The sequence below is a fragment of the Sphingomonas sanguinis NBRC 13937 genome, assembly GCF_001591005.1.
Classification (GTDB): domain Bacteria; phylum Pseudomonadota; class Alphaproteobacteria; order Sphingomonadales; family Sphingomonadaceae; genus Sphingomonas; species Sphingomonas sanguinis.
Map to the genome: position 1 here is coordinate 1 of NZ_BCTY01000051.1, position 25,588 is coordinate 25,588.

Below are 25,588 nucleotides of genomic sequence, written 5' to 3' on the forward strand. Positions count from 1 at the left end.
CCCCGCCGATCCGTATCGGCGGGGTTTGTTTTTCCAGCGGAACAACCGCCGTGATCGCACGCTGTACCCGCCATGCCAGACACCGGCCTGACCGCGCGCATCCGCGAGAATATCGTCCTGTACGGCGCGCTGGCCGCCAATCTGGGCATCGGCATCGCCAAATTCATCGCGGCCGGGATTACCGGATCGTCCTCGATGCTGACCGAGGGTGTGCACTCGGTCGTCGACAGCGGCAACCAGGTCCTGCTGCTCTATGGCCAGAAGCGCGCCAAACGGGGGCCGGACGCCATCCACCCCTTCGGCTATGGGCGTGAGTTGTATTTCTGGGCGTTCGTCGTCGCCATCATGATATTCGCGCTGGGCTCCGGCATCTCGATCTACGAGGGCTGGCTGCATATCCAGACGCCCGAACCACTCCGCGATCCGACGGTCAATTACATCGTGCTCGCCATCGCCTTCGCGCTGGAGGGGGCGAGTTGGACGATCGCGGTGCGTGAGTTCTCGCGGACCAAGAGCGATAGTGGCTGGTGGCGCGCGATCCATGAATCGAAGGACCCGCCCGGTTTCATCGTGCTGTTCGAGGATTCGGCGGCGCTCGCCGGGCTGGTCATCGCGGCGCTGGGCGTGTGGTTGTCGCACACGCTGAATGATCCGCGCATCGATGGGGTGGCCTCGATCCTGATCGGTATCGTACTCGGGCTGGTCGCGATCCTCTTGGCGCGCGAGTCCAAGGGGCTGCTGATTGGTGAGCGCGCAGACCCGGACGTGGTCGAGACCATTCGTGGCATTGTCGCCGCGCGCCCCTGGATCACGCGAGTCAACCATGTCCGCACCATCCACACCGCCCCCGACAGCATCTTTGCCGCAATCAGCGCCGATTTCGTCGACAGCCTGCCGATGGGCGCGGCCGAGACGATGATCGAGATGCTGGAGGACGATCTTCGCGTCGCCGTGCCCAGCCTGTCGTCCATCTATATCCGCCCGGAGAAGCATGAAAATGCGGCTGCGGCATCGCCCCAACATGGGTTATGAGGACGGTCATGACGAAGCTTCTGCGAATCGCCACGGCCCTGTTCCTGACGATGGCCTGCGCCCTGCCCGCCCAGGCCGCGGTCACGATCACCTTCTGGAGCCATGAGCTGGGCAACAGCTTTCCGCATGCCTTCTTCACCTTACGCGGCACGGTCGATGCCACGGGCGCGCCGGTCGATGCCAATTACGGCTTCACCGCCAAGTCGGTGTCGCCCGCGCTGCTGATGGGCACGGTCAAGGGGCGGCTGGATATCTCCAAGCCCTTCTACATCTCGACCAGCGACGCGCAGTTTTCCTATGTGATGACCGACGCGCAATATGCCGACATCCTGGCGCTGGTCGCAGGGTGGGACGAGAAGACGGGCGACGCGCATTACAATCTCAACCAGCGCAACTGCGTCCATTTCGTGCAGGAAGCGGCGCGGCGGCTGGGGTTGGTCGGGCTGGACCATCCCGATCTGATGAAGAAGCCGCGCTCCTATCTGAAGGCGGTGGCGCAGGCGAATGCGGATCGGGTGACGGTAATCGGCAAAGGCGGCAAAGCCTATCTCGCCTCGCTGCCGCCGCTACCCGCCGCCCCGGCGAACGACAATCGCATTCCCGCTCAGGGCGCGGCGACGGGCACCAGTTCGAGTATGTCGACCACCGACTCATAAGCCGGGAACGGGAAGGCGATCCGCCAGCGACGCGCGTCGATCCGCTCGACCACGCCCGCCATATCGCGGGCCCGGTCGCGGCCATAAGCGTAGGACCGTTCTTCATCGCCCAGGATCATCGTGCCCAGGAAGATGCTGCGCGCGTCGGTGTCGGGATAGATACGCCCGGTCAGCCGCTGTGACCCGTCGATCTTGGTCAGGCGGACACCCCCTTCCGATACGCGGCAGCGGAAATAGGGATAGGCGACATAGGTCAGCTGCGCCCGTCCCTGCGTTCCCATCTTGAACGTACGGCAGCGATAGTCGCCATCGGGCAGTTCGGGCCCCGCCATCGAATGATCGGGGTCCGCCAGATTGCCCAGCGCCGCGATCTCCGCCGCCGCGCCACCCGCGCGCGCCTGCGCCAGCCCCTTCATCCAGGCGTTGCGCCAGCCGCGCAGGCGCACCCGGTCATCCTCCGTCGCCGCCAGCCGCCAGTCGCTCGCTTCCTCGGCGCGCTGGGCCTGCGCCGCGCCGACCGCGATCAGCGCGACGGCCGAAGCCAGGATCAGGCGGCGCATCGTCACTGCGCGGTCCAGCCGCCATCGACCGACAGGTTCGCGCCAGTAATCGACTTGGCCTCGTCACGGCACAGGAACAGGGCGAGCGCGGCAACCTGTTCGATGGTCACGAACTCCTTGGTGGGCTGTGCCTTGAGCAGCACGTCGTCGATCACCTGCTCGCGGGTCAGCCCCCGCGCCTTCATCGTATCGGGGATCTGGTTCTCGACCAGGGGCGTCCAAACATAGCCGGGCGAGATGCAGTTGGCGGTGATGCCGTCGGTCGCCACCTCCAGCGCCACGGTCTTGGTGATGCCGACCACACCGTGCTTGGCCGCGACATAGGCCGATTTGTTGGGGCTGGCGACCAGGCTGTGCGCCGAGGCGGTGGTGATGATCCGGCCCCAGCCCTGCTTGCGCATATGCGGGATCGCGGCGCGCATCATGTGCCAGGCCGAGGACAGGTTGATCGCGATGATCGCATCCCATTTCTCGACCGGAAACTCGGTGATCGGCGCGACATGCTGGATACCGGCATTGTTGATGACGATATCGACCGAGCCGGTCTCCGCCGCTGCACGATCGATCATGGCCGCGATCTGCTCCGGCTGCGTCATGTCGGCGGGGTCGTAGAGGGCATGCGTCCCGCTCGCCTGTTCCAGCGCGGCCCGGTTCGCCTCGATGGCATCCGCGTCGCCGAAACCGTTGAGGACGATCGCCGCTCCCTCCGCCGCCAGCGCCTTGGCATAGGCCAGGCCGATGCCCGAGGTGGAGCCCGAGATCACCGCCGTCTTGCCCTTCAGGAACATGCCATTCTCCCTTGCTCTGGCACCGCACCATGCGGTCAGATGCACGCCCGTGCAACCGCCAGAAGGCTTTGCGGGTTCAACAGGGCGATAGGGACCCGCATAGGCGGGCCGAATGACAAAGGGGTGATAGCGCGATGCGGCTCGACGATTATGACAACGACATCGATGTCGGCGAGGCGCAGCCCGGTGGCGGCGGCTTCGGCGGAGGCGGCGGCGGCGGGTTGCTGTTCGGCCTCCTCCCCCTGATCGGCAGCCGTTTCGGATGCGGCGGCATCATCGTCGTCCTCATCATCCTGGCGGTGGTCGGCCTGAACCCGCTCAGCCTGCTGACCGGTGGTGGCGGCGGTAACGCGCCGGTCACCCGCTCGGCCGATTCCTCCGGCCAGGAAAGCGCGCGGCAGGTCTGCGAAGTCTCGCCCGAGCGCCGCGAAACCTGCCAGGCATTCAGCAATGCCGACAACACCTGGGAAAAGATCTTCGCCGATAGCGGTGAGCGGTTCCAGGCGCCGGGCTTGCGTTTCTATGTAGCCAATACCGCCAAGACGGGTTGCGGCGAGGCGCCGTCGGCGGTGGGGCCCTTCTATTGCCCGTCGGACCGCAAAATCTATCTCGACACCAAGTTCTTCGACGAACTGGCCAACCGCTTCGGCGCGAAGGGCGATTTCGCCCGCTATTATGTCGTGGCGCATGAGTTCGGCCACCATATCCAGACGCTGCTCGGCACGTCGGACAAGGTCAACCAGGCGCAGCGCGCCGCCAGCAAGGCGGAGGGCAATGCCCTGTCCGTGCGGCTGGAGTTGCAGGCGGACTGCTATGCGGGCGTATGGGCGGCGAAGAACCGCAACCGGCTGGAGCCCGGCGATGTCGAGGAAGGCATGACCGCCGCGCGCGCCATCGGCGACGACACGCTCCAGCGCGAGGCCGGCGGGGCCGTCGTTCCCGACAGCTTCACCCATGGCACCTCAGAACAGCGGATGCGCTGGCTGCGCCGGGGCATGGAAACGGGCGACCCCGCCCAGTGCGACACGTTCTCGGGCGCGATCTGAAGAGGTTTCAGCGGCCCCACATACACTCCCCCTCCCGCAGGCGGGAGGGGGCCGGGGGGAGGGCCAGGAGTCTCACAGAGACCATCGCCCGCCTCCCTACCCTCCCCCACCCCAGTTTCAGGTAAACGATGCCCCGCATCGTTTAGGTCATGCCGGGGGCATGACCGACCTGAAACTCGCCTGCGGGAGAGGAATTACTTTACAGCTTCACCAGCATCTTGCCCTTGTTGCCGCCGGTGAACAGCGCCAAGAACGCTTCCGGCGTCCGGTCCAGCCCCTCGAACACCGTCTCTTCGCGCTTGAGCTGGCCGTCCTTCAGCATCGCGGCCATGTCGCGATAGAAGTCTTGCTGGCCCTTGAAGTCCGCCACGATGAACCCCTGAATCCGCACGCGATTGCCGATCAGGCGCGCGAGATATTTCAGGCTGGTCGGCTTGGCGTCGTTATAGACGTCGATCATGCCGCAGATCGCGAAACGCGCACCCGGCTTGGCATGGGCCAGCGCCGCATCGAGATGATCGCCGCCGACATTGTCGAAATAGACGTCGATGCCATCCGGGGCCGCTTTGCCCAGCGCATCGACGACCGACTGACCCGACTTATAATCGATGACCGCATCGGCACCGAGCGAGCGCACCCAGGCCGTCTTGTCCGCGCCACCGGCCGAGCCAATGACCGTCATGCCCTTGGCCTTGGCGATCTGTACCACGGTCGATCCAACGGCGCCCGCCGCCGCCGAGACGAACACCGTATCGCCCGCCTTCGCTTCGGCTACCTGCAGCAGACCGTAATAGGCCGTCATACCGGGCATGCCGAACTGGCCCAGAAAGGCTTGGGGGTCGACACCCAGATCGGGAAGCGGCTGGACATGCGCGGCGGGAAGCACCGCCTCGTCGCGCCAGCCCGCCATGTGGCTGACCAGGGTGCCGACCGCGATACCGTCGGCGCGGCTTTCGACCACCTCGCCGATCGCGCCGCCCTGCATCGGCTCGCCGAGCTGGAAGGGCGGGACATAGCTCTTCGTGTCGTTCATCCGGCCGCGCATATAGGGGTCGACCGACAGCCAGCGATTGGCGACCCGTACCTCGCCCTCGTTCAGGGCGGGGAGGTCGCGCTCCACCAGCGCGAAATCACTATCGACGGGCGTGCCCTTGGGGCGGGCCGCCAGGGTCCAAGCCTTCATCATCGTATCCTTTTCATTGCTTGGGAGCGGACATGGGAAAGGGCCCGGGTGAAATCCACCCGAGCCCTCCAAGAAAAGTCACTCAGCAGTGACGTTTTTCTTGATCAATAACCCCGGTTGGTGTCCGAGGTCGTACCGGTGCCCGTCGTCGTGGCGGTGGTGCCGGTGCTGTTCTGGGTCGAGCTGGTCGTACCGGTCGCACTCTGGCCGTAACCGCTCGTGTGACCGCCAGTCTGGCCATAGCGATTGGCCTGGCCATAGCGGTCGTTTTCGTTGGTGCGATCACCGAACATGGCGCGCGCATTCTCTTCATCCCGCCACTGGGCCTTGGCCTCTTCGGCGGTCTTGGTCAGCGTGACCTTGTCCTCGACGGACTTGAGCCAGCGCGACGGGATCGAGTGGTGCTGGCCGCCAGCATCCTTGTCGTTCTTGGTCAGCAGGATTCGGTCACCGCGCACCTTGTCAACGGTGCCGACATGGCTGCCGTCCGAACCGACGACTTCCTGATGTTCCTTCACCTTGGGCAGAAGGCCGCGCTGGCCCTCGCGCTCGGTGCGCCAGTTCGCGAATTCGTTCTGGAACTTGGTGCGGTTCTCGCTGCGATACTCGTCATAATCGCGGTCGAGCGCGGCGATCTGGCCCGAGCGCCAGTGGTTATAGTCATGGTCCTGCTGCGCATAATAACGCTCGTCCATGCGCGCATCGGCCTCGCGGCGGCGCTCCGCTTCCTCGTCGCCGAACCACGAACGGACCTCGTCCCCGGCGCGGGCGAAGAAGCCGCGATCCTCATAATCATAGCCCTGGGGCTGGCGACCATAGTCGCGGCCCGACTGCGGCCGGCCATAATCGCCGCGACCCTGACGGTCATCGCGGCCGTAGCGGTCGCCAGTATAACCATAGCCACGCGACGAGTCGCCGTAGGGCGACGATCCGCGATAGCCTTCGCGACCATAGTCGCGCTCGCCACCGCGATAGCTGTCGCGGCCATAATCGCCGCCGCTGCGATAGGCGCCATAGGTGCCCGAGCGGCCTTCGCCATAACGACCTTCATTATAGCGGCCACCGAAATCCTGACGCGAGGCACCGTAATTGTCGCTGCGATCATAGCCCTGTCGGCCATAATCCCGCGCGCCGTAACCGCGACGATGGTCGTTGTTACGGTCATCGTCGAATGCGCCCGCAGCTTCGTAATCCCGCGCGCTGGAATAGGTATAGTCCCGCCCGGAGCCGTAGTCCCGGCCATAGTCGAAATCGCGGTCGCCACGATTGGCGTCGCGGGAATAGCGGTCGTAAGCCATCCTAAACCCTCCTGAAATTCGGTCCTGCGGGGGCCGACGCCGCTCGTCCGGCGGGCCGTGCCTTCCGTGCGTTTCAATGAGGAAGATCAAGACATTGTTCCGTTGGCGCGGGACCGCGCGCGACGGACGGAGCGCTCGCAGGGGTCGAAAGCCACCGAAAAATTTTGGCTGCCAGCGGCAACGCGGTGTTGCGTCGCCCGAAATCACGGGCTAATGGCGTCGCTCCCGACCATGGTCGGGTCACGGGGCGGGGCTGTAGCTCAGATGGGAGAGCGCTGCAATCGCACTGCAGAGGTCAGGGGTTCGATTCCCCTCAGCTCCACCACCCCGCCTTACCTGACGGTAGATTTGGCGACATCGCAGATTGTTGGTTCCGCCCGAACGACTAGCGCGTTGACTGGCCGATGATCCCCGATCCCATCCCCGCCGCCACCCTGATCCTGATGCGCGAAGGCCCCACGCCCGGCACGCCACCCGAAATCCTGATGGTCGAGCGCGGCGCAGCCCTGGCGTTTCTGGGCGGGGCCATGGTGTTTCCCGGCGGGCGGGTCGATCCCGGCGACCATGAGCTGGTCCCAGCCGACGCCCCCGACCCGGAAGACGCCGCCGCCCGCATCGCCGCGATCCGCGAGACCATCGAGGAGGTCGGCCTCGCAGTCGGACTGACGCCGCATCCCGACTCCACGACACTCGCCCGGCTTCGCGCCGCGATGGCGGCCGGACAGTCCTTTGCGGGCGCGCTCGATGATGAGCAATTACGGATCGATCTGGCCGCGCTGACGCCTTTCGCACGCTGGTGCCCGGAGCATGTGCCCGTGCGCCGCTTCGATGCGCGCTTCTATCTTGCCACCCTGCCCCGCGCCCAATCCACGCCGGTCATCGACGGCGCCGAGACGGTGCGCGCCGAATGGCTGACTGCGGCCGAAGCGCTGGCCCAGGCCGATCGCGGTACGATCCGCATCATCTTTCCCACCCGGCGGACATTGGAGCGGTTGGCCCAGTATGCCGACTTCGCCACCGCCGTGGCCGATGCCCGCGCCTGGCCGATCCGACGCATCACGCCTTTCCGCGCCGATCGCGACGGCGTCGACTGTTTCTGCATCCCCGACGATCTGGGCTATCCGGTCACCGCCCAGCCGGTCGCCAGCGCGGAGCGTGGCTGATGCGGGCGCTCCGGCGATGGACGATCCTGTTGATCGTGCTCGTCGGACTGGCGATGGCGGCACTGCTGCTCTGGGGCATGGCGCGGCACCGGCCGCAGGATGTGCCCTGGGCTCCCCTCGACCTGGGCCAGCCGGTGGGCCTGTTCACGGGCCGCAAGCTGACCGCCCTCACCCAGGACAAGGCGCAATGCACCGCCCTGCTGGAGCGCGCAGGCATTCGCTACACCGCGCTTCCCGCCCGGTCGGATGGCGCGCAATGCGGCTATGACGATGTGGTACGCCTGACCACAGGCGCGTCGCGGAGCATCGGCTATCGCCCCGCCTCATTGGGCACTTCCTGCCCAGTCGCCGCCTCGCTGGCGCTATGGGAATGGAACAGCGTCCAACCCGCCGCCCGCGCCTTGCTGGGGGCGGAGGTGGTCGCGATCGAACATCTGGGCAGCTATAATTGCCGCCGGATCAGCGGGCGCAGCACTAGCGACTGGAGCGAACACGCCCGCGCCAATGCCATCGACATCGCCGCATTCCGGCTGAGCGACGGACGACAGATTCGCGTCGTGCGCGACTGGAAGGATCAGGGCCCGGCGGGGCAGTTTCTACGCCGGGTCCGTGACGGGGCGTGCGAGCTGTTCGCGACCACCCTGTCGCCCGACTATAATCCCGCGCATGCTGACCATTTCCACCTCGACCAAGCCCATCGCGGGGCGATGGGCTGGCGCGCCTGTCGGTAACGGTGACGGCACCCCCCGGGCCGTCACCGCCCAGCGTCAGCTGGCGAGCGAGGTGCCGTTGGTGTCCACCTTCTCGACCCAATGCGGGAAGAAGGCAGGCTGGCGGCTCGACCAGCCTGCGGCCGTCGCCGCCGCCTCGCTGATCGACTGAAGCAACTTGCGGCGCAGTTCCGGGTGCAGGTGCGGCAGCGCCGCCGCCGCGCAGAACACCGACGGCAACCACGGCCGAACCTCGGCGCCGATCAACCGCTCATAGAGGAAGCGGAAGGCCGAGAAGCTGGTCAGCCGCCCTTGCCCCAGATCGAACGCCGCGATCGTCACGAACGGCGCCATGAACGGCTCCAGCGATTCCAGGCCGCTGTCGACCGGGATCAGATGTCGGATCTCAGGTAGGTTGCGATACAGCCGGGCCTGGGCGCGGATGCTGGCCGCCTCCACCACGTCGCGCGACCAGCGCGCCATCGCATCCTCGCGGTCCAACCCGATATCGAGCGACCGGCGGATATAACGCTGCGTCGCCGCCGCGAAGCCCGCAAATTCCTTCATTTCGGCCAATGTCATCGCGCCTTCGGCCGGCCTGCTCCTCGATCCCATATGCCTTCACCCCGCCCATCGAAATTAACCCGATCATCATGCGCGCATTTGGTTAACGCAGTGCTGAACGAGCCGAGCCAGACGATCATGAAATGCAGTGCGCCGCAACATAGATTGCGACGAGCCGTTATCAAGGAAATGATTTTTTCGATAGAGCCGTAACAGACGATACAATCGCGATGTTTGTTGCGATCACGCAATGGCTTAACAGCCATGTCCGGCCCGCTGCGGCAATTCGGCCGGTCGAGATCATACACGGGGAACGAGAAGGCGGACCACACTCGGCTCCGCCCTCTCGCCCCAATCTCTTCTCAGCGATCGTCTTCGCTATAACCGGAGGATTCCGCCGGACCGTCACGACCCGGCTGGGTGTTGGAGGGCGGATCGCTGGCGTCCATCGACTCGTCGAGGCTCTCGTCGAGTTGCGCGTCGACATCCTCGGGGTTCTTCGCCAATCCCTCGGCGATGTCGGAGTCCTGCCCGGCATCCTGCTGGGGCGGGTTGGGGCGATTGCCCTGTTCGGCCTGCTCGCCGCCGGGTGCGACCGAAACGCTGTCCAGCGCGCGATCGTCAATGCTGTCGGTCATGTCACTTCCCCATCATCAGTGGACCGGATCAACGAGCCATGACGCGCAACCGTTCCTGCCCCCTTTCCCGCCCTGGATCAGTCGAGCCGCTTCACGGTAACCCGTTGATCGCAAAGCTGGGCTTCGCCGAACACGGTCATGAAGGCGATGTCGGTGGCGTCGCGGCCGACACAGACCTTTGCGATCTCGTCGGCGCGGGCCATGCCCGTCGCATCGACCAGATGCCAGCCGCCCTCCAGCCACAGCTCAGCCACCGCATGGAAATCGGGTGGATCGACACCGGGCGCATAGGCGGCGACGCATCGCGCCGGAATTTCCGCCGCCCGCGCCAGCGCGACCAGCAGATGGGCATAATCGCGGCACACCCCGCTGCGTGATCCGAAGGTGTCGAGCGCGGTCGTCATCCCGCTGGACGTGCCCGCCTGATAGATCAGCCGGGTTCCGACCCAGTCGGCCAGCGCGGCGGCCATCGCGCCGCCCGACAGTCCGCCGAACCGCCGACGCACAAAGCCCTCCAACCGGTCCGATTCGCAATAGCGGCTGGGCAGCAGATAGGGGATCAGCGCTCCGCCAAGTCCCCGTGCCGGGGTCGCGCCCAGTCCCTCCAGGCGCACCATGGGCCGGTCGATCGCCACGATCGCCTCATAGCGTGCGATCAGGCCATGATCGGCGCGGACCCAGCAACGCTGGCCGATGCCCTCCTCGCCCGCCACGGCCGTTACGGGGTGATCCGACCAGATGGTCAGCGACTGATGCTCCAGCCGCTGGTCGGGGGTCGCCGCCGCCTCGATCTGGAGGAGGATATCGGCCGGGTCCTTCACGACATAGTCCAGCGTCACGTCGATCGACAGGCGCATGGCCGCATTCCTTTTGTGCATGAGAAAGGGCCCGGCGGACACTCCGCCGAGCCCTTGAGGGTCTTGTCCTGCTGTACCTTATCAGTCGCGGCTCGAGCCGGTCAGACGCAGGATGAACATGAACATGTTGATGAAGTCGAGATACAGGCTCAGCGCCGACATGATGACCACACGGTCCTGCATCGACGTGCCGCGCACCTCGTAATACATCGACTTGGTCCGCTGCGTATCATAGGCGGTCAGACCTGCGAACAGCAGCACGCCGACGAAGCTGATGACCAGGCCCATCGTCCCCGACTGCAGGAAGACGTTGATCAGGCTGGCGACGATCAGGCCGACCAGACCGATGATCAGGAAGGTGCCGAACGCCGACAGGTCGCGCTTCGTGGTGTAGCCATAGAGGCTCAGTGCCGCGAAGCCCGCCGCAGTGGCGAAGAACGCACCCGCGATCGAACCGCCGCTATAGACCAGGAAGATGGTCGACAGCGACAGGCCCATGACGACTGCGAACGCCCAGAAGAGCAGCTGCATCGTCGAGGTCTTCATGCGGGTCACGCCCATGCTGAGCGCGAACACGAAGCCCAGCGGCGCGAACATGATGACGTATTTCAGCGCGCCGCCATGCAGGAAGACCTGCGCGGCCATGCTGTCACGACCACCCCATGCGAAGAGCAGCGCGACGATACCCGTCAGCAGCACGCCCGACGTCATATAGTTATAGACGGACAGCATGTACGAACGCAGACCCGCATCATAGGCGGTCGAGCCCGTGGTGGCTGTGGTACCGAACGGCGCGGCGCTCGGCCGTGGATCAGACCAGTTTGCCATGGTGAATGATTGCTCCTTTGCCCGGCCACATGCCGGTTACCCGAAATATCGCCCTCTCCGCGACGCTTTTCAAGCGGAAGAGGTTCCCGCGGGCGTTACAGAATGCGATAGACATATTTTGTCATGGTCCGCCTGTTCGTCGCTCTCCGCCCGCCCCCCGCGATCCGGGACCTGCTGTCCGATGCGATGGACGGCGTACCCCAGGCGCGCTGGCAGGATGACGAGCAACTGCACCTGACCCTGCGCTTCATCGGCGAGGTCGACCGCCCGGTTGCCGAGGACATCGCCGCCGCGCTGGGCCAGGTTCATGCCCCCGCCCCCATGGTGCGCCTTGGCGGTGTCGGCACCTTCGATCGCAGGGGACGGGTCGATACGCTCTGGGCCGGGGTCACCCCGCACGATGCGCTGGCACATCTCCATCGCAAGGTCGATCAGGCGTGCGTCCGCGCCGGTCTGGCACCCGAGTCGCGGGCGTATCTGCCGCATATCACACTCGCTCGCCTGCCCGGATCGGCAGGCCATGCGCCGGAGATCGAAGGATGGCGCGCGGTCCATGCCGGGCTGTCGAGCGAGCCTTTCACGATGGCGCACCTGGTCCTTTATCAAAGCCATCTGGGCCATGGCGGCGCATCCTATGAACCGGTGATGCGTTGGCCGCTGGAAACCGGCGGATGACATGCCGATAAGGTTCGCATTCAACAGGGAGCTTCCATCATGAAATATCTCACGCTGCTGACCATCGGCACCGTCGCGCTGGGCCTTGCGGGCTGCGAACAGACCAAGATGGAAACGGGCTCCCCTACCCCCGGGGGCGCCAGCGCGACCGCGATGCTGCGTACCGGCACCGGCTCCGATGCGGGGCGTGCTACCGCGACCGAGGTCGCTGGCGGCCTGCGCATTACCCTGGATGCGATGAACGTGCCTGCTGGTATGCATGGCGTGCATATCCACACCGTCGGCCGCTGCGACGCGCCCGACTTCACGACCGCCGGTGGCCATTGGAACCCCACCCAGCGCCAGCACGGCAGCATGAACCCGCAGGGGCCGCATGAAGGCGACATGCCCAACATGACCGTCGGCAGCGACGGGCGCGGCACGCTGGGCATCGTGCTGCCGGGTGCGACCATGGCGGGGCTGCTCGACGCGGACGGCTCGGCGATCGTCATCCATGCCGGGGCCGACGACCTGAAGACCGACCCCAGCGGCAATAGCGGCGGCCGCATCGCCTGCGGCGTGTTCCAGGCGAACTGACCCTCAGCCGATGACCACGCTCCTGCCGACGCGCGCCTTTGGCGGTTTCCTGTTCGACATGGACGGGACGATCCTCAGCTCCATCGCGTCCGCCGAACGCGCATGGACCGCCTGGGCGACGCGGCAGGGGTTGGACGTTGCAACGTTCCTGCCGACCATCCACGGCGTCCAGTCGGTCGAGACGATCCGGCGTCTAAATCTGCCCGGCGTCGATCCGGTCGCGGAAGCCCATGCGCTGACCGAGGCGGAGATGCTGGATGTCGACGATGTGGTGCCGATCGGCGGCGCGGCGGAGTTCCTCGCCGCATTGCCGGCCGATCGCTGGGCTATCGTGACCTCCGCCCCGAAACGGTTGGCGGAGGTGCGGTTGCAGGCGGCGGGCCTGCCGCTACCGGGCGTGTTCGTGACGGCCGAAGATGCGGAACGGAGCAAGCCCGCACCCGATGGTTTCCTGCTGGGCGCGAAGCGGCTGGGTATAGCGCCCGAGGATTGCCTGGCGTTCGAGGATGCCCCCGCTGGCATCGCAGCGGCGGAAGCGGCGGGCATGACGGTGGTGGTGATTACCGAAACCCACCGGGGCGCGATGGACACGGCCCATGCGACCGTGGCGGATTATCGCGATTTATCCGTGGAATGGGACGGAGCGAGTTTGAAGCTGGAACACCGGGTCTGACCCCACCTGTTCCCCGGCGAAGGCCGGGGCCCAGTGGCGGTACACTCTCGACAGCGCAGGGCATTGGCCTCCCACGCGGCGACATCCCGCCATCTTTGCCGAATAGAAACTGGGCCCCGGCCTTCGCCGGGGAACGGTTATGGGAAAGCCAGCTCGACCTGAGTGCCGCCGAACCTTCTCCTCAAACCGTAAAGCTCTCCCCACACCCGCACGCACCTTTGGCGTTGGGGTTCTGGAACACGAACCCGGCGGTGAAGTCGTCCTCCACCCAGTCCATGGTCGAACCGATCAGGTACAGGATCGACCCGCCATCCACGAACAGCGTGCCGCCGGGCGTGTCGATCTTCTCGTCGAACGCCTTGGCCTCGGTGACATAATCGACCGAATAGGCCAGCCCCGAACATCCCCGGCGCGGCGTCGACAACTTGACGCCGATCGCCCCTTCCGGCGCGCGCGCCATCAGATCGGCAATCCGCGCTTCGGCGGAGGGCGTCAGGTTCAGCGCGGCGGGACGGGCACGCAAGGTGGTCGCCATGGTCAGAGCATCCCCAGTTCGAGCTTGGCGTCATCCGACATCTTCTGCGGGTCCCAAGGCGGGTCCCAGACCAGATTGACGTCGGCGGTCGCGATTCCCGGCACCGCCGAGACGCGCAGTTCGACCTCACCCGGCATCGACTCGGCGACCGGGCAATGCGGCGTGGTCAGCGTCATGGTGACGACCGCATGGCCGCCCTCGGTCACTTCGACGCCGTAGATCAGCCCCAGGTCATAGATGTTGACCGGGATTTCGGGGTCGAAAATATCCTTCAGCGCATCGATGATGCCGTCATACAGCGCACCGCCCGGCTGGGTCGGATCGTCGGCGGTCGGCTTTTGCGAGAGGAAGCCCGACAGGTAATCGCGCTGACGCTCTGCGGGGGCCTCGACCACGTCCTGCACGCGCGCCTTGGGCGGCGATGCGACGCTGTCCACTTCCTCGATCTTGTAATCGCTCATCCGAAAATCCTCGTGACCCGCCGGACGCCATCCACCAGCGCCGCGACGTCATCGGGTCCGTTATACACGCCGAAACTTGCCCGCGCGGTGGCGGTCAGGCCGAGCGCCTCCATCAGCGGCTGGGCGCAGTGATGGCCTGCGCGGATCGCCACCCGGCTCTCGTCCAATATGGTGCCGATATCATGGGGATGAACCCCCTCGATCGCGAAACTGACGATTCCCGCCGAGTCCTCCGGCCCCAGCAGTCGCACCGAGTTGATCGCCGACAGCCCCTCGCGCGCCTGGGCGACCAGCGCCGCCTCATGCGCATGGATCGCGTCCAGGCCGATGCTCGTCACGTAATCGATCGCGGCATGCAGCCCCAGCGCCCCGACGATATGCGGCGTCCCCGCCTCGAACCGGCCTGGCGGCGGGGCATAGGTGGTCTTCTCGAAGCTCACCCGGTCGATCATCGAGCCACCACCCTGATAGGGGGGCATGGCCTCCAGCAGTTCGGACCGCCCCCACAGCACGCCGATCCCGGTCGGGCCATAGAGCTTGTGGCCGGAAAAGACGTAGAAGTCGCAATCCAGTGCCTTCACGTCCACCACGATGCGCGGCACCGCCTGGCACCCGTCGAGCAGAATCTTTGCGCCGACGCCGTGCGCCAGATCGGCCGCACGGCGACCGTCGAGGACCGAGCCCAACACGTTCGACACATGGCCCAGCGACACCAGCTTGTGCGCGGGCGTCAGCATCCGCTCCATCGCCTCCAGGTCGATGCGATGATCGTGCGTCAGCGGCAACACGTCGATCGCGACGCCCAGCCGCTCGGCGACCATCTGCCACGGTACGATGTTGGAATGGTGCTCCAGCATCGACAACAGGATGCGGTCGCCCGCCTTCAGGTTGGTCGCCGCCCAACACTGCGCGACCAGATTGATCCCCTCGGTCGCGCCGCGCGTGAAGACGATCTCGTTCGCCGAGCCAGCCCCGATGAACCGCGCCGTCGCCTCGCGCGCCTTCTCATACGCGACTGTCATGTCGGCCGAGCGCTGATAGACGCCGCGATGCACGGTGGCATAGCTCGTGTCGTAGGCGCGGGTGATCGCGTCGATCACGGCCTGCGGCTTCTGCGCGGTCGCGGCGGTATCCAGATAGGCCCAGCCGTCCGGGATCGCCGGAAAATCCGCCACCCGGTCGAGAGGCGCGGCGGTCGTCAAAGCGCCGCCTCCAGCCAAGCGTCCGCGTCCGCCGCAAAGGCTTCGCGCACCACCTCGTTACCGATGCGATCGATCGCATCCGCTACGAAGGCGCGGGTCAGCAGCGCCTGGGCGCGAGGCTTCGGAATGCCACGGCTCTGCATATAGAACAGCGCCTTGGCATCCAGCTCGCCCACGGTCGCACCATGCGCGCACTTCACGTCGTCGGCGAAGATTTCCAACTCGGGCTTCAGGTTCACCGTCGCCGTCCGCTGGAGCAGCAGGCCGCGCAAGGACTGCTCACCATCGGTCTTCTGCGCATCGCGCACCACCTCGACCCGCGCGGCGAGGCTTGCCTGGCTGCGATCGGCGGCGACCGCACGCCACAGCTGATGGCTCTGCCCGTTCAGCGCGGCATGACGCAGGGCCACCGCGCATTCTTGGCGGAGTTCACCCTTGGTCAGCAGCGCGCCGCCGAACTCGGCATAGGCGCCGTCGCCGGTCTGGGTGATCCCGCCGTCGATCCGCGCGCCCATCGTGCCCGCCGCCAGGAAGGTCGCGGTCAGGCTCGCGCCCTCGCCCAGCTCGGCTTCCTCACGCAGCGACACGAAGCCGTCGTCCTGCAACAAGCGAACGCCACGCATCAGCCGCGCCGACGCCGCCAGCTTCACCCGCGTCAGCCGGTTGGTCCAGCCGCGCCCGACATAGGTCTCATAGACCTGCGCCGCCGCATCCTCCGCCAGCACGATCTCGGCGGGCAGGTGATTGGCCGCCCCGCTGGCGACATGGACGATCTGCACCGGCTCTGCGACCGCATCGCGATCCAGCCGCAGCGACCAGCCACGCCCCAGCGCTTGCTTGCCCAGCGGATGGTCGCTGGCGTCGATCTGGGTCAGCTGAACCGGGCCGAGGTTGCTAGCGCTTTCATCCAGCAAGCCGTCGACGAACAGCAGCCGCGCGCCGGGCAGATCGAGGAAACGATCCGCGCCCGCAACCGGCACCGCCCGCTCGCTCTCCGCCGCGCGGCGCAGCGCGTCGATATCGGCCCAGCGCCAGGCCTCTTCGCGCGTCGAGGGGAGCTCCAGCGTGGTGGTCACGCCGCCGCTCCCTCGACGCCCGCATAGCCTTCCCGCTCCAGTTCGAGCGCGAGTTCGGGGCCACCCGAGCGCACGATGCGACCATCGGCCAGCACATGCACCCGGTCGGGCTGCACATAGTCGAGCAACCGCTGATAATGCGTAATCAGCAGCACCGCCTTGTCGGGCGCGCGCATGATCCGGTTGATGCCGTCGCCGACGATGCGCAGCGCGTCGATGTCGAGGCCCGAGTCGGTCTCGTCCAGGATCGCGAACTTGGGGTTCAGGATGCCCATCTGGACCATTTCGTTGCGCTTCTTCTCACCGCCCGAGAAGCCGACATTGACCGGACGCTTGAGCATGTCCTGGTTCAGCCCCAGCCCATCGGCCTGCGCACGGGCGAGCTTTAGGAATTCGCCACCCGACAACGGCTTTTCGTCGCGCTGGCCGCGCTGCGCGTTCAGGCTCTCGCGCAGGAACTGAACGTTGGACACGCCAGGAATCTCGACCGGGTACTGGAAGCCCAGGAACAGGCCGGCGGCGGCGCGCTCGTTCGGCTCCAGCTCGAGCAGGTCGACGCCGTCGAACGTCACCGACCCTTCGGTCACTTCGTACCCCGGACGGCCGCCCAGCACATAGCCCAGCGTCGACTTGCCCGCGCCGTTGGGACCCATGATCGCATGGACTTCGCCCGCGTTCACTTCGAGGGTTAGGCCCTTGAGGATCGGCTTGCCGTCAATCTCGGCGTGGAGGTTTTCAATTTTCAGCATTGCGGCTTTCTTCCTTGGCACGCTCGCGGGCCACCGCCGCGACGACACCATCGTTAATGCAGTTCATTAATCCCGCCCGAAGGACGGCACGTTTGGGAACACAGACACGAGCAGCGGAACAGGCGGCAGCATCGACAAACGGGTCACCGCTCGACACCTTGATCCGACAGGCGGTCATGTCCTTCCCGTCAACTTCCAGATCAAGTTGCAACTTGCGAAGCTTGGTGCCGATCACACTGATCTCGCCAGCGGGCGGCGCGGGCATGGACTGCCCGACCTGCGCCGACACCAAAAGCCCGCCGAGCAGCATCACCCGACCGAACCCTCCAACGAAATCCCCAGCAGCTTCTGCGCCTCGACCGCAAACTCCATCGGGAGCTGCTGCAGCACCTCGCGCGCAAAGCCGTTGACGATCAGCGCGACCGCCGCTTCCTGATCCAACCCACGGCTCATCGCGTAGAAGAGCTGGTCCTCGCTGATCTTGCTGGTCGTCGCCTCATGCTCGATCTGCGCGCTGGGGTTCTTCACCTCGATATAGGGCACGGTGTGCGCGCCGCACTGGTCGCCCAGCAACAGGCTGTCGCACTGGGTGAAGTTGCGGACATTTTCGGCGGTCGCCGCCACGCGAACGAGGCCGCGATAGGTATTGTCCGAGCGCCCGGCCGAAATCCCCTTCGACACGATGGTCGAGCGGGTGTTCTTGCCCAGATGGATCATCTTGGTGCCGGTATCCGCCTGCTGGCGGTTGTTCGTCACCGCGACCGAGTAGAACTCGCCCACCGAGCCGTCGCCCGCCAACACGCAGCTCGGATATTTCCACGTCACCGCCGATCCGGTTTCGACCTGGGTCCACGACACCTTGCTGTTCTTGCCCTGGCAGAGCGCACGCTTGGTGACGAAGTTGTAGATGCCGCCGACACCATTCTCGTCGCCGGGATACCAGTTCTGGACGGTCGAATATTTGATCTCGGCATCGTCCAGCGCGACCAGCTCGACGACCGCCGCGTGCAGCTGGTTCTCGTCGCGCATCGGCGCGGTGCAGCCTTCGAGATAGGAGACATAGGCCCCCTTGTCCGCGACGATCAGCGTTCGCTCGAACTGGCCGGTATTCTCCGCGTTGATGCGGAAATAGGTCGACAGCTCCATCGGGCAGCGGACGCCCTCGGGAATGTAGACGAAGGTGCCGTCCGAGAAGACCGCCGAGTTGAGCGTCGCGAAATAGTTATCGCGCTGCGGCACGACCTTGCCCAGCCATTTGCGGACCAGATCGGGATATTCCTTGATCGCCTCGGAGATCGAGCGGAAGATGACGCCCGCTGCTTCCAGTTCCTTGCGGAAGGTGGTCGCGACCGAGACGCTGTCGAACACCGCGTCGACCGCGACCTTGCGCGCGCCCTCGACGCCCGCCAGCACTTCCTGCTCGGCGATCGGGATGCCCAGCTTTTCGTAGGTGCGGCGAATCTCGGGGTCGAGCTCGTCCAGCGACGCGATCGTCTTCTTCTGCTTGGGCTCCGCGTAATAATACGCGTCCTGATAGTCGATCGGCGGGATATTGAGCTTGGCCCAGTCCGGGCTCTCCAGCGTCTGCCACAGGCGAAACGCCTTCAGCCGCCAGTCGAGCATCCATTCCGGCTCGCCCTTCTTGGCCGAGATATAGCGGACCGTATCCTCGCTCAGCCCCTTGGGCGCGAAGTCCTGCTCGATCTCGGTGGCGAAGCCCCACTCATATTTCTTGTTGGCGGCGGCGAGCGCCTCTGCATTCTTCGTGGCCATCAGGCGAATACCCCCGGACGCGGGGACGCGTCCATCACTTGCGATTCAACAGGATCGGCGGCGAGCGTGGCAAGCGTCACCCCGGAAAAGGCGGCGCGTACCGCCTGATTGACGACATGCCAATGCGGCCGGACACGACATTGCATTTCCAGGCCGCAGTCATGCGCAGCGCCATCAACGCACGCGGTCAGCGCGATCGGGCCGTCCACCGCCTCGACGATATCGGCCAGGCTGATCGTATCGGCGTCGCGTGCTAGGCGAATGCCACCGCCGGTGCCGCGCGTGCTCTCGATGAGCCCTGCGCCCGCCAGACGGCTGACCAGCTTCTGCGCGGTTGGCAAAGGAACGCCCGTCTGCCCGGCCAGCAGCGTCGCGTTGCTCCGCCCACCGGCACCTTCACGTGCGGCGGCGGTCATCATCACGACCGCATAATCGGCTAGGCTGGAAAGGCGCATGGTCTCCAATCGGATGGATTTGGTCCGATTGGCAAATGGGCGTGGAGGTGCGGTTCGTCAACCGGGTTTCGGTGCGGGAATTTCGATCGGTGTGAGTGGCAGGGCCGCTCACCTCCCTTCTTTTTAAGCCCCTCCCGCAGGCGGGAGGGGTTTGGGGAGGGCTAGGCCACGAGCGATGGTCTCGGTGAGACTCCCTACCCTCCCCCATCCCCTCCCGCCTGCGGGAGGGGCGTGAGACTCACTTAGCGCCCGATCAGGCCTTGCGCGATTTCGTCCGCGACGTCCGAGGCCGGATGGCCCGTCTCGGCCGAGCGCTGCCACACCTGTTCCAGACGCTCGGGAATCTTGGCGATACGCGCCATGACCTCGGCCTCGTCGCCCTGGCCCAGATATTCCAGGCCGACATTGATGATGCCGCCCGCGTTGATGACGTAATCGGGGGCATAGAGGATGCCCGCTTCCGCCACGCGCGCACCGTCTTCGCGGGTCGCCAGCTGGTTGTTGGCACCGCCCGCGACGACCTTGGCCTTCAGCCGCTGGATCGAATCGGCGGTCAGCACCGCACCCAGCGCGTTGGGACTGACCAGATCGACGTCTGCGAACAAAATCTCGTCGGCCGGGGCGACGCTGGCGCCCAGTTCCGCCGCCATCGCTTCCGCGCGCGCCTGGTTCACGTCGGCGATGGTCAGCACCGCGCCGTCCTTGGCCAGCAGCTTGGCAAGGCCGCCGCCGACCGAGCCGACGCCCTGGATCGCGACGCGTACGCCCTTCATGTCGGTCGCGCCCAGGCCGCGCTTGGCGGCGGCCTTCACGCCCAAATAGACGCCGTGCGCGGTGTACGGGCCGGGGTCGCCGCCCGCCGCACCGCTCGCCACCGGCAGGCCGGAGACGTAGCGGGTCTGGGTCGCGATGACCTTCATCCGCTCCTCGGACATGCCGACATCCTCGGCCGTCACGTAGCGACCGCCAAGCGACTCGACCGCGCGCCCGAACGCTTCGAGCTGGGCCGTCGTGATGACATCGCCGGGCTTCGCCGCCAGGACCACGCCCTTGCCGCCGCCCAGCGCCAGCCCCGCCATCGCGTTCTTGTAGCTCATGCCGCGCGACAGGCGCAGCGCGTCGGTGATCGCCAGCGCGGGCGTGGCATAGTGCCAGAAGCGCGCGCCGCCCGCCGCCGGGCCGAGATGCGTCGAGTGCACGGCGATGACCGCCTGCAGACCCGAAGCGGGATCGGTGAACAGGTGCACGCCTTCATGCGCGTCGAAATCGGGAAAGCCCCAGTTCGTCATGCTCGTCCTTCGGTCCGACAAAAGCGGAACCAGACCGAGACTTTCGACCCGGCCACCCTATCGGTGAGGATTTAGGGGGGACACGGGCGCGAAAGGGGCCGGTGCCGTGGCCAGGATATGGCCGGAAGAAATGGGGCGACCGACGGGACTTGAACCCGCAACTTCCGGCATCACAAGCCGGCGCTCTAACCAATTGAACTACGGTCGCCGCGAAGGCTTGCGCCCCTAAACGGGATCACCCGGTTTCGTCAAGCGGTCAAAAGCGCGTCCGTCAGAATCTTCCCTGCGCCGAAAGTCGGTACCCACCGCCCGACCCCGCAACGAAGCCCAGCTGCTCCAGCTTGGCCGCCGCCGCCGGGTCGCTGGGGGTCAGCACCAGGTCGGCAGTGTAGCGGCCATCGGGGCGGATGCGCAGATTGACTGCCTCCGTGCCCCCCTGCCCCGCCATGGGCAGCAGCAGCGCGCCCGCCTCGCACCGAGCGGTGCCCATCATCGTCGGGGGCAAGGGCAGGCCGCCCGCTTCCCCCACCACCGTCGCACGCACCCGGCCCGCCGCTTCCTCGCAAACCCCGTCACGGAAACGGACGGTTACGTCCTCCAACGCCAGCGTGGTGACCGGCAAAGGCGCGAACAGTGTCGCGGCGGGCAGGCTGGCGGTCACGCCGTCGATGCCCATGGCATGGCGGCTGATCGAGGCCGAACCGGCGATCGGGCGGCCATCCATGCCCGCCCCCTCGAACGCCAGCTTGGCCCGACCGACCAGCAGCGCCAGCGGCGACAGCGACACGCGCAGGTCGCCCAGCGCTACGTCACCGAACCGCGCCTCGATCATGCTGCCGCCCCAGATGGTGCCGCCGACCCGCCGCGCGCTCAGGCCTTCATCGGCCAGGCCCGTCGCGCCCAGCGCCAGCCGCATCGGCAGGAAGACGATCAGCGCCACGACCAGCATGGCGGCGAACAGCACCGGGGGCCGCGTGGTCATCCGCAACCGCATCACGACACCCGCGCCCGCAGGAGGAGCGCAACGCCCACCGTCTTGTCGCCATTGTCGGTCAGCGTCGCCTGCTCGACCAGCACGCCGCCGCGCTCCAGCCGGGCGAGCCACGGGGTCAGGGCAGCGGGCCGGGCCGAGGCGATCTGCGCGCGCACCCGGCCGGGACCGTCCTCGGTCAGCGCGGACAGGGTGAAGCCCGCCTGCTCCGCCGAGACCCTCACCGTATCGGCCAGCGTTCCCGACAAGGCGGCGGGGCGGCGGCGACGCTGGTTCAGCTCGGCGGCGATGGCCTGCGCCTCGCCCAGCCGGATCACCGCATCGGCATGGCGTTCACGCGCGCTCGACAGGCCGTCACCCAGCGGGCGCAACAGGCCGCCCCAGAGGAGCGTCACGACCAGCAACGCGCCCATCACCAGCAGCAGGCGCTTCTCGCGAAGGGAACGCCCGTCGAACCAAGTTTTCAGCGCCTTCATCGTGCGCGCACCGTGAATTCTCCCGTGATCCGGCCATTGGCCGCGACGAAGGTGCTGGGCTGGACGGTGAAGCCCTCCGCCTCGATCGCGCGCTTCAGGTCGGTGGCCAGCGCCTCGCGGTCGACCGCGACGCCCAGCCGGATGTCGCCATTGGGCTGGAAATCGAGCGCGGTCAGCTCAGTGCCCGGCACCCCGCGCACGGCGGCGAAGACCGCCGCTGCCGTCCGGCTGAACCCCTGGCCCGGGCCCCGTACCGCCGACAACCGCTCGGTCAGCTGGCGGTCGGCATCGACCAAGGTCTCGCCACGCGGCAGGGCGGTGCGCGCGATCTGGTCGATCTTCGCCTCGGTCGCATCGGCGGCGAAGCTGTATTTGGTGAGCCGCACGAAATCGATCGCCAGTGTCGCAACGACGATGGCCAAGCCCAGCCAGGCAAGCCGCCGCACCAGCCGCCAATCGATGACGAACCCCCGCCGCCGCGCGAACACACCCTGGCGCAGGTCGAGCGCCGGGCTTGCCGCCGCCGCGCCCAGCGCCGCCTCGATCCCATCGGCGTCGAGATCGGCGAGCGGCTCCTCGCCCGCGACGATCTCGGTAAAGCCCGGCTCGTCGGCAAAGCCCGAGGCGCGCCCACGCACCACGCCCTGCCCCGCCAGGTCGCCGCGCACATAGCCCTTATCGGGGCGCGGCAGCAGCAGCGGCGCGGGCACGACCGCGACCGGATCGACCCCCGCCGCGCCCAGCCGCGCGAGCCAGCCCGCCATCGCGCCGCGATTGACGATGCCGATGGCGCGGCTGCCCGCATCGTCCTCGCCGACCGCGACGTGCAGTTCGTCCATCGGCGCTGCACTCACCTCGGCCGCCAACAGGCGCGCGGCGGCGGCGGCCTGCGCGGTCGAGCGCGCCGGAATCTCGGCCCAGTGCAGCGACACCGCATCGGCGGGCGCGACCGCGATGACCTCGCCATCACCCTGCGGCAGGCCCTCGCCCGCCGCCGCGACGCGCGCATCCTCGATCCGCATCCAGCGATAGTCGCCACCCTCGCCCGGCGGCAGGAACAGGAGGTTGGTCGCACTCATCACTCTTCCCCCCAAATCCGTGCCACCAGACGCGGCGGCTGTCGGGTCGCATCGACCAGCGCGCGTTCTTGCACCCCGATGCCGCCCACGCCGACGTCGATGCGCAGATTGAACCAGCGCGTCGTCGTCGCCACGTTGCCGCCCCCGATTGCCCCCGACACCTGCGCCCAGAAGGCGCTTACGTCCGCATAGCCTTGCGGCGGGCGGCGCAAAAGGGCCTGCGCTATGGTCGCGGGCGAAATCGTGTCGACCTGCGCCATGGCGACCAGCGGGGCCTGTTCGGGGGCCAGCGTGTTGATGTTCACCATGGTCGGCTTCGCCTCCGGCAGGGTACAGACCCAGGGGCGCAGTTGCGCATAGAGTTCGGGCGTGACGCCATTCACCATCCGCAATTCGCTGACATCGGCCATCATCGCGCCGCCCGTCCGATAGGGTGGATCACGTGCGAGATAGAGCGGGTCCTCCGCACCGCCGCCTTGCGGATTCGGGTCGCTGTCGATCCAGTCGGAGGTGGCGGTGGCGACCTGCTCGGCGACCTGGCCGGGGATACCCAGCAGCCGCATCAGCTTGGCGAAATGCGCGACCTCGACCGCATTGCCGATCAGCACCGCCGGCTGGCCCGGCTGGCCCGGCAAGCTCTGCGCCAGGCCATTCAGGTTGAAGCAGTTGCCGCCGTCGGTCACCCGCGCCACCGCGCTGCCCCCGGCCGCCCCGTCGCCCAGCGGCAACGCGAAGGGCCGGTCGCTCCATCCGCCGAGCAGCGACACCTTGCCCTGCGAGCGTTCGAGCAGGTCGCCGATGCGGATGATCGCCAGGGCCTCGGCGGCATAGGCATAGCCCCGCGCCTGTTCGATCGCGACCGCATTGCCCCCCAACCGGGTCGACAGGCGCAGCTTTTCCAGCGCCGTCGCGGCCAGTACGGCAATCACCGCGACTAGGATCAGGACGGTGAGGAGCGCCGCGCCGCGCTCGGATCGGCGGACCGCTTTAGCCATTGGGCGTCGGCGATGGCGTGGGCGTCGCACCGGGTGTCGGGCTCGACGGGGCCATGATGCTGTCGTCGATGTAACCGGTGCCGACCAGAAACAGCTGGCGAAAGATCATGCCGTCATCGCGCACGATCGTCACCTCGGCCGCCTGGGGCAAGGCGACGCCGGGCTGGCCCTGCCACTGGTCGAGCCACGCTCCGTTGAAGCGGTAGCGCAGATGCAGTTCGCGGACATGGTCCATCAGCACCGCCGGTTCCATCGGCGCGGCCCCGTCGAGCAGCGGCCAAGCGACCCGCTCCAACGCATCCCCGTTCAGGCGATAGGCGACCTTTTGCAGCGAGGGCCGCTGCGCATTGTCCAGATTGCTCCACCCGGCACGGACCAGGCGCATCGCATCGGGCCCGGCGACCATGGCGGGCGTCTGCACCCCGCCTTCGTCGCGGGTCGGGCGGTTGACCGCCTGCGCCAGATCGGCGGACAGGATCGCGGTCGTCCGGCTGACCGCCGCCATGGCGTCGAGCTTCTGCCCGGTCACCGCCTGGGCCCGCACGCTCATCGACAGGATCGCCACGGCCGCGGCGGCGAGCATCGCGAAGATGAGCAGCGCCACCATGACTTCGACCAGCGTGAAGCCGTCTTGGCCGTCCGTTCCCCGGCGAAGGCCGGGGCCCAGTTGCCGTGCAGTAGAAGGCGCGCCGCGACGTTTGCCTTTTCCATCGGACATCACCGAGACTGGGCCCCGGCCTCCGCCGGGGAACGGGTTGTTGTTTGAACGACGGGTCACGACACGGCCACCCCGACCGGCGGTGCGGCCATGGGCGGGCGGACCATCGTCATCCGGCCGATGACGCTTCCACCGGCATTGGTGACCGCGACGTCGATCCGCACCACCCGCACGTCGCCCGTGCCGCTGACGATCCGCGTCCATTTCCAGCTGCGACCGCCATTCACCTCCGCGCCCGTCGTGCGACCCAGCGCGGGGGCTTGCGGGTCGGTCACCGCGGAGATGGCGATATTCCGCGCGACCATCTGGGCGACGACGGTCTCGTCGAGGATGGACGCGCCCCGGATCGTCGCGCTCTCCAGCCGCACCAGCGCCATCGCCGCCAGGCTGAACACGGCGAGCGCCACCATGATCTCGATCAGGGTGAAGCCACTTTCTTTTCCTCCCCTGCAAGGGGAGGTGGCAGGCCGCAGGCCTGACGGAGGGGTGTAACCGTCCGAAAGGGAACGGATCGCCGGCGGCGACCCCCCCCCCCCCCCCCC

Annotated in this window: 31 protein-coding genes and 2 tRNA genes; 9 read left to right on the forward strand and 24 right to left on the reverse strand. The window is 67.0% G+C overall.

All coding sequences use genetic code 11. The features are described from left to right. Window positions 1-72: 72 nt before the first annotated feature. Both SSA01S_RS15840 and SSA01S_RS15845 read left to right on the forward strand, forming a co-directional pair. Window positions 73-1,032, forward strand: a complete 960-nt coding sequence (locus SSA01S_RS15840) for a cation diffusion facilitator family transporter (protein WP_061781141.1) — start codon at window positions 73-75, stop codon at window positions 1,030-1,032. 8 nt (window positions 1,033-1,040) lie between these two features. After that, on the forward strand, window positions 1,041-1,688 hold the full coding sequence (locus SSA01S_RS15845; protein ID WP_082795141.1) for a hypothetical protein: 648 nt from the start codon (window positions 1,041-1,043) through the stop codon (window positions 1,686-1,688). Here SSA01S_RS15845 and SSA01S_RS15850 read toward each other — a convergent pair. Both SSA01S_RS15850 and SSA01S_RS15855 read right to left on the reverse strand, forming a co-directional pair. Further along, a complete protein-coding gene (locus tag SSA01S_RS15850) occupies window positions 1,637-2,248 on the reverse strand; it encodes a DUF4893 domain-containing protein (protein WP_061781143.1) in 612 nt (203 codons plus the stop codon). The two genes, SSA01S_RS15845 and SSA01S_RS15850, sit on opposite strands and share 52 nt — an antisense overlap. A 2-nt stretch (window positions 2,249-2,250) precedes the next feature. Then, window positions 2,251-3,036 (reverse strand): 3-hydroxybutyrate dehydrogenase, encoded by a 786-nt coding sequence (locus SSA01S_RS15855; RefSeq protein ID WP_061781144.1) that lies wholly within the window; start codon window positions 3,034-3,036, stop codon window positions 2,251-2,253. Between the two features lie 134 nt (window positions 3,037-3,170). On the opposite strand from SSA01S_RS15855, the gene ypfJ reads away from it, so the two are divergent. Continuing rightward, window positions 3,171-4,082 carry a KPN_02809 family neutral zinc metallopeptidase gene (gene ypfJ / locus SSA01S_RS15860; RefSeq protein ID WP_061781145.1) on the forward strand — a complete coding sequence of 304 codons (912 nt, stop codon included), beginning with the start codon at window positions 3,171-3,173 and terminating at the stop codon, window positions 4,080-4,082. A gap of 199 nt (window positions 4,083-4,281) precedes the next feature. Here ypfJ and SSA01S_RS15865 read toward each other — a convergent pair whose 3' ends face one another. Next, the gene (locus SSA01S_RS15865) at window positions 4,282-5,268 is read right to left on the reverse strand and encodes an NADP-dependent oxidoreductase (RefSeq protein ID WP_061781146.1); all 987 of its coding nucleotides are present in this window, start codon (window positions 5,266-5,268) and stop codon (window positions 4,282-4,284) included. Window positions 5,269-5,369: 101 nt separating this feature from the next. Further along, window positions 5,370-6,563 (reverse strand): DUF2171 domain-containing protein, encoded by a 1,194-nt coding sequence (locus SSA01S_RS15870; protein ID WP_061781147.1) that lies wholly within the window; start codon window positions 6,561-6,563, stop codon window positions 5,370-5,372. A gap of 249 nt (window positions 6,564-6,812) precedes the next feature. Here SSA01S_RS15870 and SSA01S_RS15875 point away from each other — a divergent pair. The 3 genes from SSA01S_RS15875 (at window position 6,813) to SSA01S_RS15885 (ending at window position 8,457) form a co-directional block, all read left to right on the forward strand. Next, a tRNA-Ala gene (locus tag SSA01S_RS15875) sits at window positions 6,813-6,888 on the forward strand. Window positions 6,889-6,967: 79 nt separating this feature from the next. Continuing rightward, window positions 6,968-7,726, forward strand: coding sequence for an NUDIX hydrolase (locus SSA01S_RS15880; protein ID WP_061781148.1), 759 nt, complete (start codon window positions 6,968-6,970; stop codon window positions 7,724-7,726). Then, complete coding sequence (locus tag SSA01S_RS15885; protein WP_061781149.1) at window positions 7,726-8,457, forward strand: extensin-like domain-containing protein; 732 nt, start codon at window positions 7,726-7,728, stop codon at window positions 8,455-8,457. Before SSA01S_RS15880 ends, SSA01S_RS15885 begins: the two co-directional genes overlap by 1 nt. A gap of 36 nt (window positions 8,458-8,493) precedes the next feature. Here the strand turns inward: SSA01S_RS15885 and SSA01S_RS15890 are convergent, their stop codons facing one another. From SSA01S_RS15890 to SSA01S_RS15905, 4 genes are all read right to left on the reverse strand, one after another. Further along, window positions 8,494-9,051, reverse strand: coding sequence for a hypothetical protein (locus SSA01S_RS15890; RefSeq protein WP_058717534.1), 558 nt, complete (start codon window positions 9,049-9,051; stop codon window positions 8,494-8,496). A gap of 311 nt (window positions 9,052-9,362) precedes the next feature. Then, window positions 9,363-9,638, reverse strand: a complete 276-nt coding sequence (locus SSA01S_RS15895) for a hypothetical protein (RefSeq protein WP_061781150.1) — start codon at window positions 9,636-9,638, stop codon at window positions 9,363-9,365. Between the two features lie 77 nt (window positions 9,639-9,715). Further along, on the reverse strand, window positions 9,716-10,495 hold the full coding sequence (locus tag SSA01S_RS15900) for a transglutaminase-like domain-containing protein (protein ID WP_061781151.1): 780 nt from the start codon (window positions 10,493-10,495) through the stop codon (window positions 9,716-9,718). A gap of 81 nt (window positions 10,496-10,576) precedes the next feature. Next, a complete protein-coding gene (locus tag SSA01S_RS15905) occupies window positions 10,577-11,323 on the reverse strand; it encodes a Bax inhibitor-1/YccA family protein (protein WP_058717531.1) in 747 nt (248 codons plus the stop codon). Window positions 11,324-11,446: 123 nt separating this feature from the next. Between SSA01S_RS15905 and thpR the strand changes: the two genes are divergently transcribed. Genes thpR through SSA01S_RS15920 form a run of 3 tightly spaced genes read left to right on the forward strand, consistent with a single transcriptional unit; the run spans window position 11,447 to window position 13,247 of the window. Next, entirely contained in the window at window positions 11,447-11,998 is a 552-nt protein-coding gene (thpR, locus tag SSA01S_RS15910; protein ID WP_061781152.1) for an RNA 2',3'-cyclic phosphodiesterase, read from the forward strand. 39 nt (window positions 11,999-12,037) lie between these two features. Beyond that, a complete protein-coding gene (locus SSA01S_RS15915; RefSeq protein WP_061781153.1) occupies window positions 12,038-12,574 on the forward strand; it encodes a superoxide dismutase family protein in 537 nt (178 codons plus the stop codon). Between the two features lie 10 nt (window positions 12,575-12,584). Further along, a complete protein-coding gene (locus tag SSA01S_RS15920; protein ID WP_061781154.1) occupies window positions 12,585-13,247 on the forward strand; it encodes an HAD-IA family hydrolase in 663 nt (220 codons plus the stop codon). 181 nt (window positions 13,248-13,428) lie between these two features. On the opposite strand, the gene SSA01S_RS15925 is transcribed toward SSA01S_RS15920, so the two are convergent. The 16 genes from SSA01S_RS15925 to gspI form a co-directional block, all read right to left on the reverse strand. Then, complete coding sequence (locus tag SSA01S_RS15925) at window positions 13,429-13,782, reverse strand: HesB/IscA family protein (RefSeq protein ID WP_058745003.1); 354 nt, start codon at window positions 13,780-13,782, stop codon at window positions 13,429-13,431. A gap of 2 nt (window positions 13,783-13,784) precedes the next feature. Beyond that, a complete protein-coding gene (locus tag SSA01S_RS15930) occupies window positions 13,785-14,243 on the reverse strand; it encodes an SUF system Fe-S cluster assembly protein (protein ID WP_061781155.1) in 459 nt (152 codons plus the stop codon). Next, on the reverse strand, window positions 14,240-15,445 hold the full coding sequence (locus tag SSA01S_RS15935; RefSeq protein WP_061781156.1) for an aminotransferase class V-fold PLP-dependent enzyme: 1,206 nt from the start codon (window positions 15,443-15,445) through the stop codon (window positions 14,240-14,242). Before SSA01S_RS15935 ends, SSA01S_RS15930 begins: the two co-directional genes overlap by 4 nt. After that, the gene (locus SSA01S_RS15940; protein WP_061781157.1) at window positions 15,442-16,521 is read right to left on the reverse strand and encodes a SufB/SufD family protein; all 1,080 of its coding nucleotides are present in this window, start codon (window positions 16,519-16,521) and stop codon (window positions 15,442-15,444) included. The genes SSA01S_RS15935 and SSA01S_RS15940 overlap by 4 nt, the downstream gene beginning before the upstream one ends. Beyond that, the gene (sufC, locus tag SSA01S_RS15945) at window positions 16,518-17,270 is read right to left on the reverse strand and encodes a Fe-S cluster assembly ATPase SufC (RefSeq protein ID WP_007404520.1); all 753 of its coding nucleotides are present in this window, start codon (window positions 17,268-17,270) and stop codon (window positions 16,518-16,520) included. Before sufC ends, SSA01S_RS15940 begins: the two co-directional genes overlap by 4 nt. Continuing rightward, complete coding sequence (locus SSA01S_RS15950; RefSeq protein WP_156477863.1) at window positions 17,257-17,583, reverse strand: hypothetical protein; 327 nt, start codon at window positions 17,581-17,583, stop codon at window positions 17,257-17,259. Before SSA01S_RS15950 ends, sufC begins: the two co-directional genes overlap by 14 nt. Then, complete coding sequence (gene sufB, locus SSA01S_RS15955) at window positions 17,580-19,043, reverse strand: Fe-S cluster assembly protein SufB (RefSeq protein WP_056430137.1); 1,464 nt, start codon at window positions 19,041-19,043, stop codon at window positions 17,580-17,582. Before sufB ends, SSA01S_RS15950 begins: the two co-directional genes overlap by 4 nt. Further along, window positions 19,043-19,498, reverse strand: a complete 456-nt coding sequence (locus tag SSA01S_RS15960) for an SUF system Fe-S cluster assembly regulator (protein ID WP_056430140.1) — start codon at window positions 19,496-19,498, stop codon at window positions 19,043-19,045. Before SSA01S_RS15960 ends, sufB begins: the two co-directional genes overlap by 1 nt. 242 nt (window positions 19,499-19,740) lie before the next feature. Then, window positions 19,741-20,787 carry a Glu/Leu/Phe/Val dehydrogenase family protein gene (locus tag SSA01S_RS15965; protein ID WP_061781159.1) on the reverse strand — a complete coding sequence of 349 codons (1,047 nt, stop codon included), beginning with the start codon at window positions 20,785-20,787 and terminating at the stop codon, window positions 19,741-19,743. Between the two features lie 131 nt (window positions 20,788-20,918). Then, window positions 20,919-20,995: transfer RNA gene (locus SSA01S_RS15970), tRNA-His, on the reverse strand. A gap of 63 nt (window positions 20,996-21,058) precedes the next feature. Beyond that, the gene (locus SSA01S_RS15975; RefSeq protein WP_240954661.1) at window positions 21,059-21,769 is read right to left on the reverse strand and encodes a type II secretion system protein N; all 711 of its coding nucleotides are present in this window, start codon (window positions 21,767-21,769) and stop codon (window positions 21,059-21,061) included. Between the two features lie 11 nt (window positions 21,770-21,780). Next, complete coding sequence (gspM, locus tag SSA01S_RS15980) at window positions 21,781-22,254, reverse strand: type II secretion system protein GspM (protein WP_061781161.1); 474 nt, start codon at window positions 22,252-22,254, stop codon at window positions 21,781-21,783. Continuing rightward, window positions 22,251-23,333: a type II secretion system protein GspL gene (gspL, locus tag SSA01S_RS15985; protein WP_061781162.1), complete on the reverse strand. Its 1,083-nt coding sequence runs from the start codon at window positions 23,331-23,333 to the stop codon at window positions 22,251-22,253. Before gspL ends, gspM begins: the two co-directional genes overlap by 4 nt. Beyond that, a complete protein-coding gene (gspK, locus tag SSA01S_RS15990) occupies window positions 23,333-24,328 on the reverse strand; it encodes a type II secretion system minor pseudopilin GspK (RefSeq protein WP_061781163.1) in 996 nt (331 codons plus the stop codon). The genes gspL and gspK overlap by 1 nt, the downstream gene beginning before the upstream one ends. Further along, complete coding sequence (gene gspJ, locus SSA01S_RS15995) at window positions 24,321-25,046, reverse strand: type II secretion system minor pseudopilin GspJ (protein ID WP_082795142.1); 726 nt, start codon at window positions 25,044-25,046, stop codon at window positions 24,321-24,323. The genes gspK and gspJ overlap by 8 nt, the downstream gene beginning before the upstream one ends. A 56-nt stretch (window positions 25,047-25,102) precedes the next feature. Further along, window positions 25,103-25,588: type II secretion system minor pseudopilin GspI (gene gspI, locus SSA01S_RS16000; RefSeq protein WP_369691214.1), on the reverse strand; the 486-nt coding region annotated here is incomplete at its 5' end.

What these genes read in the sequence shown, in the direction of transcription:
- SSA01S_RS15840 (WP_061781141.1), top strand. Translation starts at nt 73, where the DNA reads ATGCCAGACACCGGCCTGACCGCGCGCATCCGCGAGAATATCGTCCTG.
- SSA01S_RS15845 (WP_082795141.1), top strand. Translation starts at nt 1,041, where the DNA reads ATGACGAAGCTTCTGCGAATCGCCACGGCCCTGTTCCTGACGATGGCC.
- SSA01S_RS15850 (WP_061781143.1), bottom strand. Translation starts at nt 2,248, where the DNA reads ATGCGCCGCCTGATCCTGGCTTCGGCCGTCGCGCTGATCGCGGTCGGC.
- SSA01S_RS15855 (WP_061781144.1), bottom strand. Translation starts at nt 3,036, where the DNA reads ATGTTCCTGAAGGGCAAGACGGCGGTGATCTCGGGCTCCACCTCGGGC.
- ypfJ (WP_061781145.1), top strand. Translation starts at nt 3,171, where the DNA reads ATGCGGCTCGACGATTATGACAACGACATCGATGTCGGCGAGGCGCAG.
- SSA01S_RS15865 (WP_061781146.1), bottom strand. Translation starts at nt 5,268, where the DNA reads ATGATGAAGGCTTGGACCCTGGCGGCCCGCCCCAAGGGCACGCCCGTC.
- SSA01S_RS15870 (WP_061781147.1), bottom strand. Translation starts at nt 6,563, where the DNA reads ATGGCTTACGACCGCTATTCCCGCGACGCCAATCGTGGCGACCGCGAT.
- SSA01S_RS15880 (WP_061781148.1), top strand. Translation starts at nt 6,968, where the DNA reads ATGATCCCCGATCCCATCCCCGCCGCCACCCTGATCCTGATGCGCGAA.
- SSA01S_RS15885 (WP_061781149.1), top strand. Translation starts at nt 7,726, where the DNA reads ATGCGGGCGCTCCGGCGATGGACGATCCTGTTGATCGTGCTCGTCGGA.
- SSA01S_RS15890 (WP_058717534.1), bottom strand. Translation starts at nt 9,051, where the DNA reads ATGGGATCGAGGAGCAGGCCGGCCGAAGGCGCGATGACATTGGCCGAA.
- SSA01S_RS15895 (WP_061781150.1), bottom strand. Translation starts at nt 9,638, where the DNA reads ATGACCGACAGCATTGACGATCGCGCGCTGGACAGCGTTTCGGTCGCA.
- SSA01S_RS15900 (WP_061781151.1), bottom strand. Translation starts at nt 10,495, where the DNA reads ATGCGCCTGTCGATCGACGTGACGCTGGACTATGTCGTGAAGGACCCG.
- SSA01S_RS15905 (WP_058717531.1), bottom strand. Translation starts at nt 11,323, where the DNA reads ATGGCAAACTGGTCTGATCCACGGCCGAGCGCCGCGCCGTTCGGTACC.
- thpR (WP_061781152.1), top strand. Translation starts at nt 11,447, where the DNA reads ATGGTCCGCCTGTTCGTCGCTCTCCGCCCGCCCCCCGCGATCCGGGAC.
- SSA01S_RS15915 (WP_061781153.1), top strand. Translation starts at nt 12,038, where the DNA reads ATGAAATATCTCACGCTGCTGACCATCGGCACCGTCGCGCTGGGCCTT.
- SSA01S_RS15920 (WP_061781154.1), top strand. Translation starts at nt 12,585, where the DNA reads ATGACCACGCTCCTGCCGACGCGCGCCTTTGGCGGTTTCCTGTTCGAC.
- SSA01S_RS15925 (WP_058745003.1), bottom strand. Translation starts at nt 13,782, where the DNA reads ATGGCGACCACCTTGCGTGCCCGTCCCGCCGCGCTGAACCTGACGCCC.
- SSA01S_RS15930 (WP_061781155.1), bottom strand. Translation starts at nt 14,243, where the DNA reads ATGAGCGATTACAAGATCGAGGAAGTGGACAGCGTCGCATCGCCGCCC.
- sufC (WP_007404520.1), bottom strand. Translation starts at nt 17,270, where the DNA reads ATGCTGAAAATTGAAAACCTCCACGCCGAGATTGACGGCAAGCCGATC.
- sufB (WP_056430137.1), bottom strand. Translation starts at nt 19,043, where the DNA reads ATGGCCACGAAGAATGCAGAGGCGCTCGCCGCCGCCAACAAGAAATAT.
- SSA01S_RS15960 (WP_056430140.1), bottom strand. Translation starts at nt 19,498, where the DNA reads ATGCGCCTTTCCAGCCTAGCCGATTATGCGGTCGTGATGATGACCGCC.
- SSA01S_RS15965 (WP_061781159.1), bottom strand. Translation starts at nt 20,787, where the DNA reads ATGACGAACTGGGGCTTTCCCGATTTCGACGCGCATGAAGGCGTGCAC.
- SSA01S_RS15975 (WP_240954661.1), bottom strand. Translation starts at nt 21,769, where the DNA reads ATGACCACGCGGCCCCCGGTGCTGTTCGCCGCCATGCTGGTCGTGGCG.
- gspM (WP_061781161.1), bottom strand. Translation starts at nt 22,254, where the DNA reads ATGAAGGCGCTGAAAACTTGGTTCGACGGGCGTTCCCTTCGCGAGAAG.
- gspL (WP_061781162.1), bottom strand. Translation starts at nt 23,333, where the DNA reads ATGAGTGCGACCAACCTCCTGTTCCTGCCGCCGGGCGAGGGTGGCGAC.
- gspK (WP_061781163.1), bottom strand. Translation starts at nt 24,328, where the DNA reads ATGGCTAAAGCGGTCCGCCGATCCGAGCGCGGCGCGGCGCTCCTCACC.
- gspJ (WP_082795142.1), bottom strand. Translation starts at nt 25,046, where the DNA reads ATGTCCGATGGAAAAGGCAAACGTCGCGGCGCGCCTTCTACTGCACGG.